General features: G+C 64.7%; 13 protein-coding genes. 6 read left to right on the top strand and 7 right to left on the bottom strand.

All coding sequences use genetic code 11. The annotated features are described in order from the left end of the window. Nucleotides 1-46: 46 nt before the first annotated feature. Both B4F07_RS17070 and B4F07_RS17065 read right to left on the bottom strand, forming a co-directional pair. Nucleotides 47-1204 carry a hypothetical protein gene (locus tag B4F07_RS17070; RefSeq protein ID WP_293702006.1) on the bottom strand — a complete coding sequence of 386 codons (1158 nt, stop codon included), beginning with the start codon at nt 1202-1204 and terminating at the stop codon, nt 47-49. Beyond that, nucleotides 1201-2625: a glycosyl transferase family protein gene (locus B4F07_RS17065; protein WP_293704923.1), complete on the bottom strand. Its 1425-nt coding sequence runs from the start codon at nt 2623-2625 to the stop codon at nt 1201-1203. The genes B4F07_RS17070 and B4F07_RS17065 overlap by 4 nt, the downstream gene beginning before the upstream one ends. Before the next feature lie 133 nt (nt 2626-2758). On the opposite strand from B4F07_RS17065, the gene nhaA reads away from it, so the two are divergent. The 4 genes from nhaA (at nt 2759) to B4F07_RS17045 (ending at nt 7642) form a co-directional block, all read left to right on the top strand. Further along, nucleotides 2759-4045, top strand: a complete 1287-nt coding sequence (gene nhaA / locus B4F07_RS17060; RefSeq protein WP_293702000.1) for a Na+/H+ antiporter NhaA — start codon at nt 2759-2761, stop codon at nt 4043-4045. Then, nucleotides 4042-5397, top strand: coding sequence for a hypothetical protein (locus B4F07_RS17055; RefSeq protein WP_293701998.1), 1356 nt, complete (start codon nt 4042-4044; stop codon nt 5395-5397). The genes nhaA and B4F07_RS17055 overlap by 4 nt, the downstream gene beginning before the upstream one ends. A gap of 251 nt (nt 5398-5648) precedes the next feature. Beyond that, complete coding sequence (locus tag B4F07_RS17050; protein ID WP_293701995.1) at nt 5649-6413, top strand: tryptophan 2,3-dioxygenase family protein; 765 nt, start codon at nt 5649-5651, stop codon at nt 6411-6413. A 110-nt stretch (nt 6414-6523) separates the two neighbouring features. Beyond that, on the top strand, nt 6524-7642 hold the full coding sequence (locus tag B4F07_RS17045) for an FRG domain-containing protein (RefSeq protein WP_293701992.1): 1119 nt from the start codon (nt 6524-6526) through the stop codon (nt 7640-7642). 37 nt (nt 7643-7679) lie between these two features. On the opposite strand, the gene B4F07_RS17040 is transcribed toward B4F07_RS17045, so the two are convergent. The 3 genes from B4F07_RS17040 to B4F07_RS17030 are packed head-to-tail and all read right to left on the bottom strand — an operon-like array spanning nt 7680 to nt 10846. Further along, nucleotides 7680-8687 carry a zinc-dependent alcohol dehydrogenase family protein gene (locus tag B4F07_RS17040; RefSeq protein ID WP_293701989.1) on the bottom strand — a complete coding sequence of 336 codons (1008 nt, stop codon included), beginning with the start codon at nt 8685-8687 and terminating at the stop codon, nt 7680-7682. Between the two features lie 22 nt (nt 8688-8709). Further along, nucleotides 8710-9102: a hypothetical protein gene (locus tag B4F07_RS17035; RefSeq protein WP_293701987.1), complete on the bottom strand. Its 393-nt coding sequence runs from the start codon at nt 9100-9102 to the stop codon at nt 8710-8712. 4 nt (nt 9103-9106) lie between these two features. Further along, nucleotides 9107-10846, bottom strand: coding sequence for an N-acyl-D-amino-acid deacylase family protein (locus B4F07_RS17030; RefSeq protein WP_293701985.1), 1740 nt, complete (start codon nt 10844-10846; stop codon nt 9107-9109). Nucleotides 10847-10971: 125 nt separating this feature from the next. On the opposite strand from B4F07_RS17030, the gene B4F07_RS17025 reads away from it, so the two are divergent. Both B4F07_RS17025 and B4F07_RS17020 read left to right on the top strand, forming a co-directional pair. Beyond that, on the top strand, nt 10972-11721 hold the full coding sequence (locus B4F07_RS17025; RefSeq protein ID WP_293701982.1) for a class I SAM-dependent methyltransferase: 750 nt from the start codon (nt 10972-10974) through the stop codon (nt 11719-11721). Between the two features lie 7 nt (nt 11722-11728). Then, entirely contained in the window at nt 11729-12034 is a 306-nt protein-coding gene (locus B4F07_RS17020; protein WP_293701979.1) for an alkylphosphonate utilization protein, read from the top strand. Between the two features lie 149 nt (nt 12035-12183). Here B4F07_RS17020 and B4F07_RS17015 read toward each other — a convergent pair whose 3' ends face one another. Together B4F07_RS17015 and B4F07_RS17010 are read right to left on the bottom strand one after the other, a co-directional pair. Then, the gene (locus tag B4F07_RS17015) at nt 12184-13473 is read right to left on the bottom strand and encodes an acyl-CoA dehydrogenase family protein (RefSeq protein WP_293701977.1); all 1290 of its coding nucleotides are present in this window, start codon (nt 13471-13473) and stop codon (nt 12184-12186) included. Nucleotides 13474-13621: 148 nt separating this feature from the next. Then, on the bottom strand, nt 13622-14953 hold the full coding sequence (locus B4F07_RS17010) for a phosphotransferase family protein (protein WP_293701974.1): 1332 nt from the start codon (nt 14951-14953) through the stop codon (nt 13622-13624). Nucleotides 14954-14970: the final 17 nt, after the last annotated feature.

Here is a 14970-nt window from a genome sequence, read left to right as displayed (position 1 = left end):
ATTTTTCCAGAGCGGGGAATCGGCTGGACCGCTATTTTTGCGCGACCTAGAAATCGCTCGCGAGCGTCAGCGCGAGCCCGCTGGCGGGGCGCGCATCGCCCGCAATGCGCTGGCGCCAATCGAGCGCGATCCGGCTGCCTTCGCCAACGTCGGGCAGGCGCAGCGTCAAGCGCGGCCCGACATCGACGCGTGCCGCACCCGGCTGCGCCGCACCCACCGCCAGCGCGCCAAGCCGCAACGGCGATCCCTCGTCCGGTCCAAGCCGATGGTCGATCACGACCGCGCCGTCGGCGAATCCGTCGCGGCGCTGCGCCCCAACAACGCCCGCCTGACCATAAGCCTCCAGCCGGAACCCATGCGGCAGCGCGACATCGCCGACGCCGCCGCTGACCATCGCGGCCAGCGCTGTGCGCCCCTCGCGGCCCACCGCTACACGCTGTTCGATCGCGGCATCGACCGGCCAATGGGCCAAGGGTGCGAACGCCAGTCCAAAGGCCAGCTCGCGCTGGGCCGGGCGCCGCACCGCAATCGTCGAGCGGCCATAGGCGCGTGCGCGGCCGCTGTCGCCAAACCCATAGGCGAGGCGTAACCCCGCCTGGCTGCCGCCGAGTTGGCTGGCCGCGGCCGCGCCGCCAGGCGAACGCACCCCGCCGCCGCGCACATAAACCCAGCCGCTGAGCGACCAACCCGCCATCTGCCGCCGCATCCAGAATGGCTGGCCTTGCCCGGGCGTCGCCTGTTCCGACGCCCTGATCGGGTACCAGTCTGCCCTGCTGTGCCGCACAGCCGTCCGCATAGCGCCGCCCGGTGGCGAGGAGAAAAGCCGTGCGATCAGTGCCGCGCGCAAGCCGTGGCGATCTGCGTCCCCGGAATCACCGGACAACCCGCTTTCGGCATGCGCGATTGCAGCCGCGTCGAACGTGCGAGGCTGCGCGGCAACGCCCTGCGCAAAGCCCGCCAACTGGGGCGCTGGCGCCATATCGTCTGTGGGATCGTGAACAGGTGCAGCGATGCCATTGCGCCAGCCGGTCGCAACAAAGGACGTCGGCACCGACCACGGCGGCGTCGCCGCTTCGGGCGGCGGCGGCGGAACGTCGGGGTTCCAATGCGCCGCAACGCGCAGCACGGTCCACCCACCAACGCAGAACAGCAGAAAGCGCAGCGCCGGGGCGTCGCGCCCGATGGCAAGGCGCCGCACGCTCATCGCGCCATCACTGGTGCGGCGGCGACGTCGGGCGTCATGTCGCTTTCGCGATGCTCGGTCTTGTCCCACACGACCTCGCCCGACCGCAACATACGCCAGTAAATGACCAGCGCGCGCCGCGCCGCGAGCATCGCCATGATATTGGCGACAAAAGCACGCGGTACAGCCCACACCCCCTCGCGCCAGCCATAACAGCGTCCGGCAAACAGGCTGCGCATCGCCAGCCGCCAGACCAGCAGCATTGCGCCCAGCGCCAGCAGGATAGGCATTGCGTCGCCAACGATCACCGCGTCCCAACCCAGAACGGCGCGCCCCAGCCAGCCAGCAGCAGTCAAAAACAGACCGGCATAGGCCGCCAGCAAAACCAGCGCCGCCAGCGGCGCGCGGCGGTCGCGCCAGAGCATCCAACGGGCCAGCCAGACACGATCCGACTGCGCCGCCATGACGCCGCGGCGCGATCCCGGCCAGCCGAGATGGTCCCATCCCGCCAATGCAATCCCGGCGATCCAGCGCGCCTTTTGCCGCACCGCCGCATCGGCGCGATCGGGAAACGCCCCGCGCGACACCACCCGGTCACCCGTCGGCCCGGTTTCATCAACAAAGCGCGCGCGGAGTCCGTAAGCGCCGATCACCATGCCGATCTCATAATCTTCGGTCAGGCTGTTGCAGCGGAACGGGTCGCCGCCGCGTTCGATCGCCAGCAGCGCGAGGGTGCGGCGCGTCAACGCACAGCCCACGCCCGCCGACGGCAAGGGCATCCCCAGCCGCGACCGCACTACCATTTCCTTGCCATGCGCTTCGGCAAATTCGTCGCCATAATGGCCCCCGATCCACCGCGCGCCGCGCGCGATGATCGGCACCACCGGGATCTGCACCATCGCGGCGTCGGTCAAATGACGCCGATACAGGGCGATCTCGCCCGGATGGACATGATCCTCCGCGTCATGGAGCACGATCGCGGCAAAGCGCATATCCTCGGCGCGCTCATCCTCGCCCAGCGCCGCCCACAGCCGGTTGAGGTTATCGCCCTTCGTCGTCGGCCCATCACGCTCATTCACCACCAGCCGCAACCGCCGGTCGGCGGCCACCAGCGGCGAGATGGCAAACAGCGTCGCGGCATCGTTCGGGTAACAACCGATATATATGCGGACATCCTCGCCCGCCCACGCTGCGAGCGCGCGCCGCAGCATCGCGGCCAGGATGCGATGCTCGTCCCACGCGGGAATGAAGACGGCGATGGTTCCTGCCAGCGGCACTGTGTCGGTCGCCGCCGCCCGGGCCTCGCCGCGCGTCCCCAGCCAGAATGCATCGAACAACAGGTCGTCCAGCCCGATCAGCAGGATGCCCACCGATGCGAACAGCATCAGTTCGTGGCTGGCCCCCAGCACCAGCCATTCCAGCCATGCGGTCGATAGCGCCACCCACCAGCCTCGTGCCACCGTGGCGTCACGCCACCCATGGCAAAGTGCTAAATCACGGCGCCAATTTGTAAAGATGAGGACACCGGGCTAGGACATCGGCGACCCTAACCCAAAAACGAGTGATGCTAGACCCATGATTGGCAGAAATCCCCCGCCTTCCGCGCTCCGCAATTTTCTTGCGAGCGAAAGCGCCGGGGGGATGCTGCTGATTTTCGCGGCCATATTGGCGATGATTATTGCCAATTCGGCGCTGGGTGAGGTTTATTACCACGCGGTCCATGCCGAGACCGGTCCCGTGCTGACCGACAAGCTGGGCCCGATGACCGTCCATCTGTGGATCAACGACGGGTTGATGGCGGTGTTTTTTCTGCTCGTCGGCCTCGAAATCAAACGTGAGTTCGTCGATGGCCGCCTTGCCAGCTGGGACCGGCGGCGCCTGCCGTTCATCGCCGCGGCGGCGGGGATGGTGGTTCCCGCTGTACTCTATCTGGGCTTTGCATGGTCGACCCCCGGGCTGGCGCAAGGCTGGGCCATCCCGGCAGCCACCGACATCGCCTTTGCGATGGGCATTCTCGCCTTGCTCGGTCGGCGCGCGCCGACCTCGCTCAAGCTGTTCCTTGTGACGGTCGCCATCGTCGACGACATGGGCGCGGTGGCAATTATCGCGCTTTTCTACACCGCCGAAATCAACCTGATGGCGCTTGGCGCCGCGGCCATCATCCTCGCCGCGATGTTCGTCATGAACCGGCAGGGCGTCAAAAGCCTGCCGCTCTATCTGCTCGCCTTCCTGCTGCTGTGGTATGCGATGCTGCTGTCGGGCGTCCACGCCACCATCGCCGGGGTGCTGGCCGCGATGGCAATCCCGTTCGAGCGCACCCCCGGTGCTCCCGACAGCCAGACGTCGCCGCTCCACCGGCTTGAGCATGGCCTCCATCCCTGGGTCGCCTTTGCCATCGTCCCGATCTTCGGTTTCGCCAACGCCGGGGTCGATATCGGCGGATTGACCGCCGAACAGATTTTTGCGCCGCTGCCGCTCGGTATCGCAGCGGGGCTGTTCTTTGGCAAACAGATCGGCATTTTCGGCAGCGTCTGGCTCGCGGTTAAGTTCGGCATTGCCGGCAAGCTGCGCGGCGCCACCTGGCTGCAAATTTATGGCGTCGCGATGCTGTGCGGTATCGGCTTTACGATGAGCCTGTTCATCGGCGGGCTCGCCTTCCCCGGCAATGACCTGCTGATCGAAGAGGCCAAGATCGGTGTCCTGATGGGATCCCTCGCCGCGGCTCTGCTGGGCTTTGCCGTTCTTCGCTTCGCGCCGCTCCACCCCGACCATGATGCCGTCGAGCGCGAAACCGATGCCGAGATCGCCGCCGACGGCGATGTCGAGGACACCTCCGAAGATGAGGAGCCGGTACGCGCATGATGCTCCGGTCGATAGCCCTGCCGCTGGCCGCCGCCACCCTCCTCTCGGGTTGCGCGACCAGCCAGACCGCGCCCCGCTCCGGCGTATCGGACGTGGCCGCGATCGACGTGCGCCGCGCCCCGGCCTCGGCGCAGGCGCTGAACGACATTGCCGCGACGTACCTCCGGTTGACGCTCGAAATCGGCACCCACGAGGACGGCTATGTCGACGCCTATTACGGCCCGCCCGAGCTGAAAGCCGCGGCGGAGGCGGCACCGCGCGACAAGATGGCGTTGCTCGCCGCGACGCGCGACCTGACCGGCCGGCTCGACACCGCTGCGCGCCGCCTGTCCGACCCGCTCGATCGCCGCCGCGCCGCTTTCCTGCGCGCCCAGCTGCGCGCCGCCGAAACGCGGCTGATGATGATGGAGGGCACCCGCTTCGCCTTCGCCGACGAGGCCGAACGGCTGTTCGGTGTCCGCCCGCAACTCAAACCCCTCGCCAGCTATGACCGGCATCTCGCCGCGGTCGAGGCGCTCGTCCCCGGCGACGGCGCGCTGGCGGAGCGCGTCGAGGCCTATCTCGACGCCTTCACCATTCCCAAGGATCGCTTGCAAAAGGTCTTCGACGTCGCGATCGCCCGCTGCCGCGGCCGCAGCCTCGCGCATATCCCGATGCCCGAGGGCGAGAGCTTCCGGCTCGAGTTCGTCACGGGGAAAAGCTGGAGCGGCTATAATTATTATCAGGGCGCCTATCACAGCCTCATTCAGGTCAACACCGACCTGCCGATCCGTCTGTCGCGCGCCATCGATCTGGGCTGCCACGAGGGCTATCCGGGCCACCACCTCCTCAACATGAAGCTGGAGGAGAAACTGGTCAAAGAGCGCGGCTGGACAGAATTCAGCGTCTATCCACTGTATAGCCCGCAAAGCCTGATCGCCGAGGGGACCGCCAATTACGGCATCGATCTCGCCTTCCCCGGAGCGAGCAAGGCCGAGACCGAGCGCGACGTGCTGATGCCGCTCGCCGAAATCGCCGTGCCGTCGGACGACCGCTACTGGCAGTTGCTCAATGCGATGAAGGCACTGGGCGGCGCGCGGCTGACGATCGCGCAGCAATATCTCGACGGCGTGATCGACCGGCCCACCGCGGTCGCGCTGACCCAGAAATATCTGTTGGTGTCGCAAAAACGCGCCGAACAATCGGTCAGCTTCACCGACCAGTATCGCAGCTATGTGATCAACTACGGCCTCGGCGAGGCGATGGTCCGCGCCCATGTCGAGCGCGGTCGGCCGAGCCGCGACGAGATGTGGCGCCGGATGGCCAAGCTGGTCAGCGAACCGACGCTGCCCGCGGACCTGTTGACCAAATGAAGAGCGCCGCGCCCCTGCTATGGCTCGGCCAATCGGGATCGCCGCGGCGACCGCCCGCGGGGGTGTATCCGCGGGGTTGAGGGACAGACCAAAGCCCCTCCCCTTCAGGGGAGGGGTTGGGGTGGAGTCTGTCGGCGTAGCGTAAGCCCGATCAACCCCACCCGCTGCGACTAGGAAACAAGTTTCCAAGTCTCGCTGCCCTCCCCTGAAGGGGAGGGATACAGTGCATCCAATCTGCAAGGGAAATCCCCATGCTCGACAAAACCGACATTCACACCCGCCTCGAAGCCCCCGTCCTCAAGGACTATGGCGTTTACCTCGCGGTTGACCGCCTGCTCGCCTGCCAGAAACCCCTCGCCACCCTCGTCACCCCCGATGAGCTGCAATTCCAGATCGTCCATCAGGTCGAGGAATTGTGGATGAAGCTCGCCGCCTTCACCCTCGCCGAAATCGATCAGCATTTGCGCGATGGCCAGATCATGCGCGCGATCACCCTGTTCGGCCGCGTCCATATGCTGCTGCGGATGATGACCGACCAGCTGGCGCTGATCGAAACGATGAGCCCCTATGACTATCAGGCGATCCGGCTCCAGCTCGGCAACGGATCGGGGCAGGAAAGCCCCGGGTTTCAGATGCTGCTCACCCTGCCCGCCGGGCTATGGGACACCTATCGCTCGCTCTATCTGGAGCCGCAGGGGCGGACGCTCACCGACATCTACGACACCGGCTACGCCCATGACGAAGCCTATATGGTCGCCGAGGCGCTGATCGAATTCGACGAGCTGTTCCAGAAATTTCGCGCCCACCACATCTACCTCGTCCACCGCTCGATCGGCATGGGATCGAAAGCGATCAGCGGCCGCGCAGTGGACCTGCTCGACGCGGGCGCGCGGCATCGCTTCTTCCCCGAACTCTGGGCGATCCGCGCGCAGATGACCGACCGCTGGGGGGCAGAATACGGAGTGAAGCGCGATAGCATCCGCCATGGCGAAGCGGGGCATGGCAGCGGGGTTTAGAAAAATGACTGCGTGCCGCCTCACCGAAGACGTGGCATCCCCCAACCCGTGAAGGTATAAAGTTGTATATTGCTAGTTTTCGCACAGGCTAAGCGGGGTAGAAACGTATCATGGAAGGCCAGTGGCTTGGGGCAATCGAGGGAGAATTCGGAGGTACTCTCCGAATTGAAATCGAACGCCGTGATGACGTGCTCATTGGTGCTGCGTATCTTTTCTACGACCTGAAACACGAATTGCCCGGCTTGCTATTCCCTATCCGGATGCAGACGACGGCACCTCTTTCGACTACAGTTAATACGATCTATTTGTTCTCAAATGGCGGTCGGATGTCTGTGGACGACCGACGCCGCGCCGAGGAATCGCTTACCCAGCGCTTCGGCGAGCTGCCAATTCCCCCTGCTATCCATGTTAGCTTCTCAGAAAATGGCACTAATCTGACCGTTAGCTGGACTGTTGGCGACGATACTGGAACAGAAATCCTGACAAAATCGGAGATTGAAGGCCCATCGCAGCTAGTCGCTCGTACTGACCTAACGACGTGGGACGCATTCAGACAGTGGGCAATCGATCAAAAGCCTCGGCAGTTCATTTTTCGTGGCCAAACTGGACCACGCAAGCTCGCCACCACCTTTCATCGCACATGGCGAAACGACCTAAACGCTTGGATCGTTGATGACGTGAGAATGCTCTTTGGGGCAATTATGGAACAGCTAAGTTACCCGCTTCAGCTCGGTAACTTAGAACACAACGCAGCCGTTTGGAGCTTATTGCAACACCACGGCTACCCCACACCGTTACTCGACTGGACGTTTTCGCCTTTCGTAGCTGCATTCTTTGCATTTCAAAACATCACGCACGACGACGATCGGAAGCCTAGAATCTACATATTTGATAAGATGGGTTGGGAAGCCAAATACGGTCAGCAGGCGTTTTACGTCGACGCTGCCCCGCCGCAACTGGTAGCCCTAGAGAGTATTTCGGTAGGCAATCCCAGATCAGCGCCGCAGCAGGCGTTGTCCACGGTCTCGAACGTAGCTGACATTGAAGCCTTTATCCAAATGAGAGGGGGTGAGGATGGAGCAACATACCTGTCAGCATGCGATATAGATCCCTCGTTCGCACCACAGATTATGAGAGAACTGGAATTGATGGGCATGACTTATGGATCGCTATTCCCGGGACTAGACGGCATATGTCGCGACATGAAAGATCGTTTGTTTGGTCGTTGATCGGTTGCGCGACTGACCCCAGCAGCTGGCACAACGTCTATATATCCACCACAATCTTACCGAAATGCGCATTCGCCGCCTGATGCCCAAACGCGTCGGCCAGGCGGTCGAGCGGGAAGTGATCGCTGATGATCGGGCGGATGCCGTTCGCTTCGATCCCCGCGATCATGTCGAGCTGTTGCTGGCGGCTGCCCACGGTCAGCCCCTGCACGCGCAAATTCTTGGCCATCAGCAGCCCGGTCTGCACCGGCCCCGCAAAACCCGCGAGGACGCCAATCAGCGCGACATGACCGCCGACCCGCGTCGCCATCATCGACTGGTCGAGCGTGCCCGCGCCGCCGATTTCGACGACGGTATCGACCCCCCGTCCGCCGGTCAGTTCGAGCGTCTTCGCGCCCCACGCGGGAACTTCTTTGTAATTGATCAGCTCGTCGGCGCCGAGTGCCTTCAGCCGGTCGAGCTTGGCGTCGGACGAGCTGGTCGCGATCACCCGTGCGCCCGCGGCCTTGGCGAATTGCAGCGCGAACACCGACACCCCGCCGCTGCCCTGCACGAGCACGGTTGATCCGGGCTGCGTCACCCCGTCGACAAACAACGCGCGCCATGCGGTGAGGCCGGCGCAGGTCAGCGTCGCGGCCTCGGCGGCATTGTACCCCTGCGGGATGCGCGTAAACCAATGCTGCGGCGTCACCACCACTTCGCGCGCATAACCGTCGATGCCGTCGCCCGGCACGCCGCGGAACGCCGTCGCGGGCGGGGCGCCGTCGATCCAGTCGGGGAAGAAGATCGACACCACGATGTCGCCGGGTTTGAACTGCGTGACCCCCTCGCCCACCGCCTCGACCGTCCCGGCGCCGTCGGACATCGGGATGCGTCCGTCCGCAGCGGGGAGTATCCCTGTCACGACCGCATAGTCGTGGAAGTTGAGCGACGACGCGGTCAGTCGCACCCGGATTTCGCCCGGTCCCGGATCGCCGGGGTCGGCGAGTTCGACCAGCGTCAGATTGTCGAGCGCGGCGGGGGCACGCAATTGCATGGCTTTCATGGGGACATCCTTGGGTTATGGTTCAGGCGGCGGAGAGCGCGCCCGATTTCCAGAGCAGAAAGGGATAGGTAGCGACGATCGCGATGAAGCTGGCCGAAATGCCCCACGGCACATCGCCGCTGCGCCCCGCCGCGACGAGCGGCGCGCCAAAGACGAGCAGCCACAAGCTCTTGTAGATGATCTGCACGACCAGCAGCGGCGCGAACAGTTTTGGCATCGCGAGCCCCGCGATGCTGCACGCGAGGATCGCAAACCACAGGCTGCCGACGAGCAGGCGCAGTCCCGCCGATTCCTCGACCTTACCTTCAAACACGCTCGCGACCCCGCCGCCGAGGAACATGCCCCAGCAGACGGGCACAAGGATCAGGACGTTTGCGGCATAGGCAATGCGGAGCAGCCCGGCGCCGTCGAACATCGGCCTATTCCGCCGCCATCGCCATTTCGACGCGCTGCGGGCCGCGGATCACGCCGCCGGGGGTTGGCCCCTGCATCGCACCGTCACGGAAGGTCACCTCGCCCGACTTGATCGTCGCGACATAGCCGTCGGCCTTTTGCAGCAGGCGCTTGCCGCCCGCAGGCAGGTCGAAGGCGAGCCAGGGCTTGCCGAGTTTCAGCCGCTCCATATCGATGACATTGAGGTCGGCCAGATAGCCCGGCGCGAGCACGCCGCGGTCCTCCAGCCCATAGAGCAAGGCGGTATCGCGGCACTGGCGCTTCACCGCATGTTCGAGCGCGATGCGCTTGCCCGCGCGGTCGCGCACCCAATGCTGCAGCATGAAGGTCGGCGAGGCGGCGTCGCAGATCGTCCCGCAATGCGCGCCGCCGTCGGACAGGCTGTTCACCGTGTCGTCGGCATGCTGCAAATCCTCAAGGAAATTGAGGTTGCCGTCGCGGTAGTTGAGGATCGGGAAATAGATGAAGCCCTTGCCATCATCCTTCATCAGCAAATCATAGGCATATTCGCCCGGCGACACCCCCGCCGCGGTGGCGCGCGCCATGATGCTTTCGTCCATCTTCGGCTCGTAATTGAAATCGGGGTCCATTTCGAACTGCACCGGCCAGCCGAGCGCGACGATTTTCAGGAAATCGATGATGTCGCTTTCGGGCCAGACATTCTCCTCGGCAATCATGCGCGCCTTGAACGCCGGGTCTTTCAGCTTGGCGAGCTGCGCCTCCCACGGCAGGTCGATGATCTCGTTCCACGCGGGCTTGAAACGGAAAGGATGCACCGTCCCCTGCCACGCCATGATGATGCCGTTGCCGCGCAGCGCGATCTGCGCGACGATATTCGCGCCGGTCGCATTCTGACGCCGCATCTCTTCGATCTGCTCTTCGAGCGGCAATTCCTTGGCGATCGATTGCAGCGCGGCAAAGGTCACCGGCAGTCCGGTTTCGCGGCTGAGATCACCCATCCACTGAAACTCGTTCCATTCGCGCTTCAGGTCGCTCGCCATTTCGAACACGCCATAGCCAACGCGGCCCATCGCGCGGCCGATCGCGATCAGTTCCTCAGGCGTAGCCGTGGTGCCGGGGACGAGTTCACCGTCGATCGATTTGTGAAGCACGGTGCGGCTGGTCGAAAAGCCGAGCGCGCCGGCGCGGATGCCTTCCTCGACGATGCGCGACATTTCGGCGATGTCCTGTTCGGTCGGGATCGCGCCGGGTTTCTCGCGGTCGCCGAGCACATAGGCGCGCACCGCACCGTGCGGGACGTGGCACGCAACATCGACCGTGCGCGGCAATTTCTCCAGCGCGTCCATATATTCGGGAAAGGTCTCCCAATCCCACGACATGCCCTCGGCGAGCGCGGTGCCGGGAATGTCCTCGACCCCCTCCATCAGCGAAATCAGCCATTCGTGGCGGTCGGGCTTGGCGGGGGCAAAGCCGACGCCGCAATTGCCCATGACGACGGTGGTGACGCCGTGCCAGCTCGACGGCGCCATTTCCTGGTCCCATGTCGCCTGCCCGTCATAATGGGTGTGGACATCGACAAAGCCGGGGGTGACGATCTTTCCGCTGGCGTCGATTTCGTCGCGCCCCGCACCGAGGTTTTCGCCCACCGCGACGATGCGATCACCATCGACCGCGACGTCCGCGACAAAGGGCGCGCCGCCCATACCATCGACGACGGTGCCGCCGCGTATCACCAGATCAAACATCCCGAGTCTCCCGATCTTTTTAGTTTCACGAAGAAACCTATCATCAAAATCGCGAGATGCAAATAAACGGGCGAACGGCCCGCGATGCTGTTATATCGATGCGATACACCACGGGAGTCGATGCCATGATCCGTCCGCTTACCCTCGCCCTGCTGCTCGCCCTGTCGGCGACGCCGGTCGCCGCCAAAGAAGCCGCGGCGACCGATTATGCCGCCGCGCTTGCCGATCCGGCGCGCCCCGCCGCCGATCGCGAACGTGACGCGGCGCGCAAACCCGCCGAGCTGCTGGCGTTCGCGCAGATCGCGCCTGGCGAACAGGTCGGCGATTTTGTGATGGGCGGGGGATATGTCACCCGCCTGCTCGCCGCTGCCGTCGGGTCGGCGGGCAAGGTCCACGCCTTCCAGCCCGCCGAGTTCATTGCCTTCAGGGCGCAATATGGCACCGATCAGGCCGCGGTCGATGCCGCTTATGCCAATGTCGATGCCGTCGCCGGTCCGTTCGCCGCGCCCGCCTTTGCCGCACCGCTCGACACGATCATCACGGTGCAGAATTTCCACGACCTGTACCTCAAGCCCTTTCCCGAAGGCACCGGCGACAAGGCGAGCGCCGCGCTGTTCGCGGCGCTGAAACCCGGTGGCACGCTGGTGATCGTCGATCACAGCGCTGCCGACGGCACCGGCACGACGCTGGCCGACAGCCTGCACCGCATCGACAAGGCGGCGGTGGTCGCCGCGCTGACCAAGGCCGGGTTCAAGCTGGAGGCCGAAAGCGACCTCTACAAACGCGCCGACGACCCGCGCACCACGAACGTCTTCGACCCCGCGATCCGCGGCAAGACCGACCAGTTCGCCCTGCGCTTCCGCAAACCCGGTTAGGACCAACATGGCCGACGATGATTATGTCTATGACGAGGCAAGCGGCGAATGGATGGCGGCGGGCGACGTCGCGGCGCGCGACGCCGCCGATGCCGCCGGACCCGAAGTGCGCGACGCGGTCGGCAATCTGCTCGCCGATGGCGACTCGGTCGTGCTGGTCAAGGATCTGACCGTCAAGGGCGCGGGGCAGACGTTGAAGGTCGGCACGGTGATCAAGTCGATCCGCCTGACCGGCGACGCGCAGGAAATCGACTGCCGCCATGAGGGGATCAGGGGGCTGGTGCTGCGGGCGGAGTTTGTAAGGAAGCGGTAGGGCGAAACAATCCTCCCTGTCGCGCAGCGATGGGGAGGTGGCAGCCCGAAGGGCTGACGGAGGGGCTTTGGCGCAACCGTCGCCGCCCCTCCACCATCGCCTGCGGCGACGGTCCCCCTCCCCATGGCTTCGCGACAGGGAGGATTCTCCTAACCCAACGCCCCCCGCCTTGGCCCCAGATACCCGAACAGATACGCCCCCACCTTGCGCATCTGGATCTCCTCCGCCCCCTCGGTGATCCGGTACCGGCGGTGGTGGCGATAGATATGTTCGAACGGTTTGTGGCGCGAATAGCCGATGCCGCCATGCACCTGCATCGCGCGGTCGGCGGCTTCGCAGCACAGCCGGTTCGCCCAATAATTGCACATGCTGACCTTGTCCGACAGCTTGTGCTCGATCTGCTTGTGCGGGGTGTTGTCCATGTCCCACGCGGTCTTGCGGATCAGCAGGCGCAGCATTTCGGCCTGCGTCGCCAGCTCGACCAGCGGGAACTGGATCGCCTGGTTCTTCGCCAGTGCCTCGCCAAAGGGTTTGCGTTCGCGCGCATAGCGCACGCTTTCCTCGATACAGAACACCGCCGCGCCCAGCGAAGACGCCGCCTGCCGGATGCGGTTCTGGTGCACGAAGCTCTGCGCGATGGAAAGCCCGCCGCCTTCAGGCCCCAACCGCGCACTGTCGGGCACCCATACATTGTCGAAGGTCATCCGCGGATGGTCGGTCGGCATGTTGAAGGTCCACATATATTCGTCGACCGTCATCCCCGGCGTGCCGGTGGGCACCAGCAGGCAGGTGATCCCTTTGGCATCGCCATCCTGTCCATCGGTGCGGCAAAAGGTCGCGCAGTGGGTCGCGACATGCATACCCGTGATCCACATCTTGCGCCCGTCGATCCGCCAGCCCTCGACCCCATCGCGGGTTTCGCGGACGGCGCGCGTTTCCATGTGCGTCGCGTCGCTGCCATGGTCGGGTTCGGTCAGCCCGAAGGCAGTGCGGCGCTTGCCCTCGAACCCGCCGAGAATGAACTCCTGCTTCTGCTCCTCGCTCGTCGCGAACTGCTCGAACATCTCGACGAACGGGAAATTGCCGACGATGCTATGCTCGTTCTGCAGGTCGTTGTGGAGGCCCAGCCCCTTGGCGGCAAAATGCTCGCGGATCACCGCCATCCACAGGTTCGACCCGTCCTTGCCGCCATATTTTTTCGGCGCCGAAAAGCGCCAATGCCCCGCCGCATCGGCCCTGCGCGTCGCGGCGCGGAGCAACTGTTCCCAGTCGTGGCGCGGCAGCCCCTGATTGTCCCAATCGGTGCGCGCATGTTCGCGGCGGTGGTCGAAGAAGCGGATATTGTCTTCGGTGTCCTCGAGCGGCTTGATCTCGGCCTCGATAAAGGCGTCGAGTTCGTCCAGATAAGCCTGCAGGTCGGCGGGCATCGCAAAATCCATGTCTCTCTCCCTGGTTCGATTATCGAACTCGTTCCACTACCTCCGTTTGCCCTGAGCTTGTCGAAGGGCCGTTCTTCGCTTCAGCGTCGAAAGAAAGAACGGTGCTTCGACAAGCTCAGCACGAACGGAAAAAGGGAACCCGAACACCCTAAGATACCCAGCTTTCGCGCACCCGCATGAGCGCGGCATATTTAGGACTGTCGACCGCGCATTTATCGAGCACCGCGCGGCGCAGCCGTGCCAGCAGGCCGGGTTCGGCGAGCGTCACCGCTCCGCTGAGCAAGGCTGTCGAAAGCGCCCGATTCTCGGCGCGCACTCCGGCATCCAGGTCACGGATCACGATCCCCAGCGCATTCATCGCTACCGCGACCTGAAACTTGCCATGCCCCTCGGCGCCGGGCTTGATCTCCTCGGCCAGCCAGTCGCGCACCGCCTGCACCATCTCGCGGTTGGTCGGCTCGCCGGCCGGCGGGAGCGCATCAGGCGGCGACGACGACAGCGGGCGGTCGCGTTCGTCCGCGGGCGCTTCCGCCTCCAAGAGCAACAGCAGGTCCAGTTCCTGCTCGGCAGTTCGCCGCCCGATGACGACGCGCTCGATTGTCGGATCGGCGCCGCTACGCCACGCCTGCCCCATCTGCAAACAGCCGAGCGCCCACCACAGGGTGCGATAGACGAGCCAGAAGCGAAAACGGTCGCGATCGACCTTTACCCCGCCCGCAGCTTCATAGGCCGCGAAATACTGCTCTAGGCTGCCCACCCCGAACGCCGGTCGATCGATCCGCCCGAACCGCCACACGGTCATGCACCCGAACGCCAAATCCTCATGCGCGTCGCCGCGATGCGCGAGCTCCCAGTCGAGCACGACGGCGAGCCCGCCCGCATCGACCATGATATTGCCCATCCGGTAATCGCCATGCACCAGCACGGGGTCGGCGGGCGTCGGCAGATGATCCTCGCACCATCGGATCGCCAGCGCGATCACCGGTCGGTCGCCGCCATAGTCCACAAAGCGCGCCTTCAGCTCGGCCAGCGCGGCAGCGGTGTCCATCAGCGGGATCGCGGCGGGAATGGTATCCGCGGGAATGGCGTGGATGCGCGCCAGTTCGCGCCCCAGATCGGTCAGCAGCGACGGCGGCGGATCGGCCAATATCTTCGCCGGGTTCACCTCCGCGATCACCCGCCGCATCACATAGCCGGTGCCCATGCCGTCGCCATCCGCCAGCACCCCAACGACTTCCGGCGCCTTCACCCGCGCGCCATGCGCTGCGATCACCAGCGCCGCCTCGTCGGCATGTCCATAGGGCCGCCCCACCATGTAATCCGCCGACGGCGCGCGGCGCAGAACATAGGCGCCGCCCGCCCAGTCGAACGCCCAGCTTTCCATATTAGCGCCGCCCGACAGGCGCGCCAGACCGGTCAATGCACCGGGGCCGACAATGCGGGTCATCAAGCCGGACAGGGCGTGACTCAGGCTGTTCATTGTCGGATGATGCTTGC

Source organism: Sphingopyxis sp. UBA6723 (genome assembly GCF_002454115.1).
GTDB lineage: Bacteria > Pseudomonadota > Alphaproteobacteria > Sphingomonadales > Sphingomonadaceae > Sphingopyxis.
Note: the sequence above shows the minus strand (reverse complement) of the source record. Positions and strands in the feature narration are given on the sequence as shown.

Coding starts and splice junctions, on each gene's coding strand:
- B4F07_RS17070 (WP_293702006.1), bottom strand. CDS start 1,204: ATGAGCGTGCGGCGCCTTGCCATCGGGCGCGACGCCCCGGCGCTGCGC.
- nhaA (WP_293702000.1), top strand. CDS start 2,759: ATGATTGGCAGAAATCCCCCGCCTTCCGCGCTCCGCAATTTTCTTGCG.
- B4F07_RS17055 (WP_293701998.1), top strand. CDS start 4,042: ATGATGCTCCGGTCGATAGCCCTGCCGCTGGCCGCCGCCACCCTCCTC.
- B4F07_RS17050 (WP_293701995.1), top strand. CDS start 5,649: ATGCTCGACAAAACCGACATTCACACCCGCCTCGAAGCCCCCGTCCTC.
- B4F07_RS17045 (WP_293701992.1), top strand. CDS start 6,524: ATGGAAGGCCAGTGGCTTGGGGCAATCGAGGGAGAATTCGGAGGTACT.
- B4F07_RS17040 (WP_293701989.1), bottom strand. CDS start 8,687: ATGAAAGCCATGCAATTGCGTGCCCCCGCCGCGCTCGACAATCTGACG.
- B4F07_RS17035 (WP_293701987.1), bottom strand. CDS start 9,102: ATGTTCGACGGCGCCGGGCTGCTCCGCATTGCCTATGCCGCAAACGTC.
- B4F07_RS17030 (WP_293701985.1), bottom strand. CDS start 10,846: ATGTTTGATCTGGTGATACGCGGCGGCACCGTCGTCGATGGTATGGGC.
- B4F07_RS17025 (WP_293701982.1), top strand. CDS start 10,972: ATGATCCGTCCGCTTACCCTCGCCCTGCTGCTCGCCCTGTCGGCGACG.
- B4F07_RS17020 (WP_293701979.1), top strand. CDS start 11,729: ATGGCCGACGATGATTATGTCTATGACGAGGCAAGCGGCGAATGGATG.
- B4F07_RS17015 (WP_293701977.1), bottom strand. CDS start 13,473: ATGGATTTTGCGATGCCCGCCGACCTGCAGGCTTATCTGGACGAACTC.
- B4F07_RS17010 (WP_293701974.1), bottom strand. CDS start 14,953: ATGAACAGCCTGAGTCACGCCCTGTCCGGCTTGATGACCCGCATTGTC.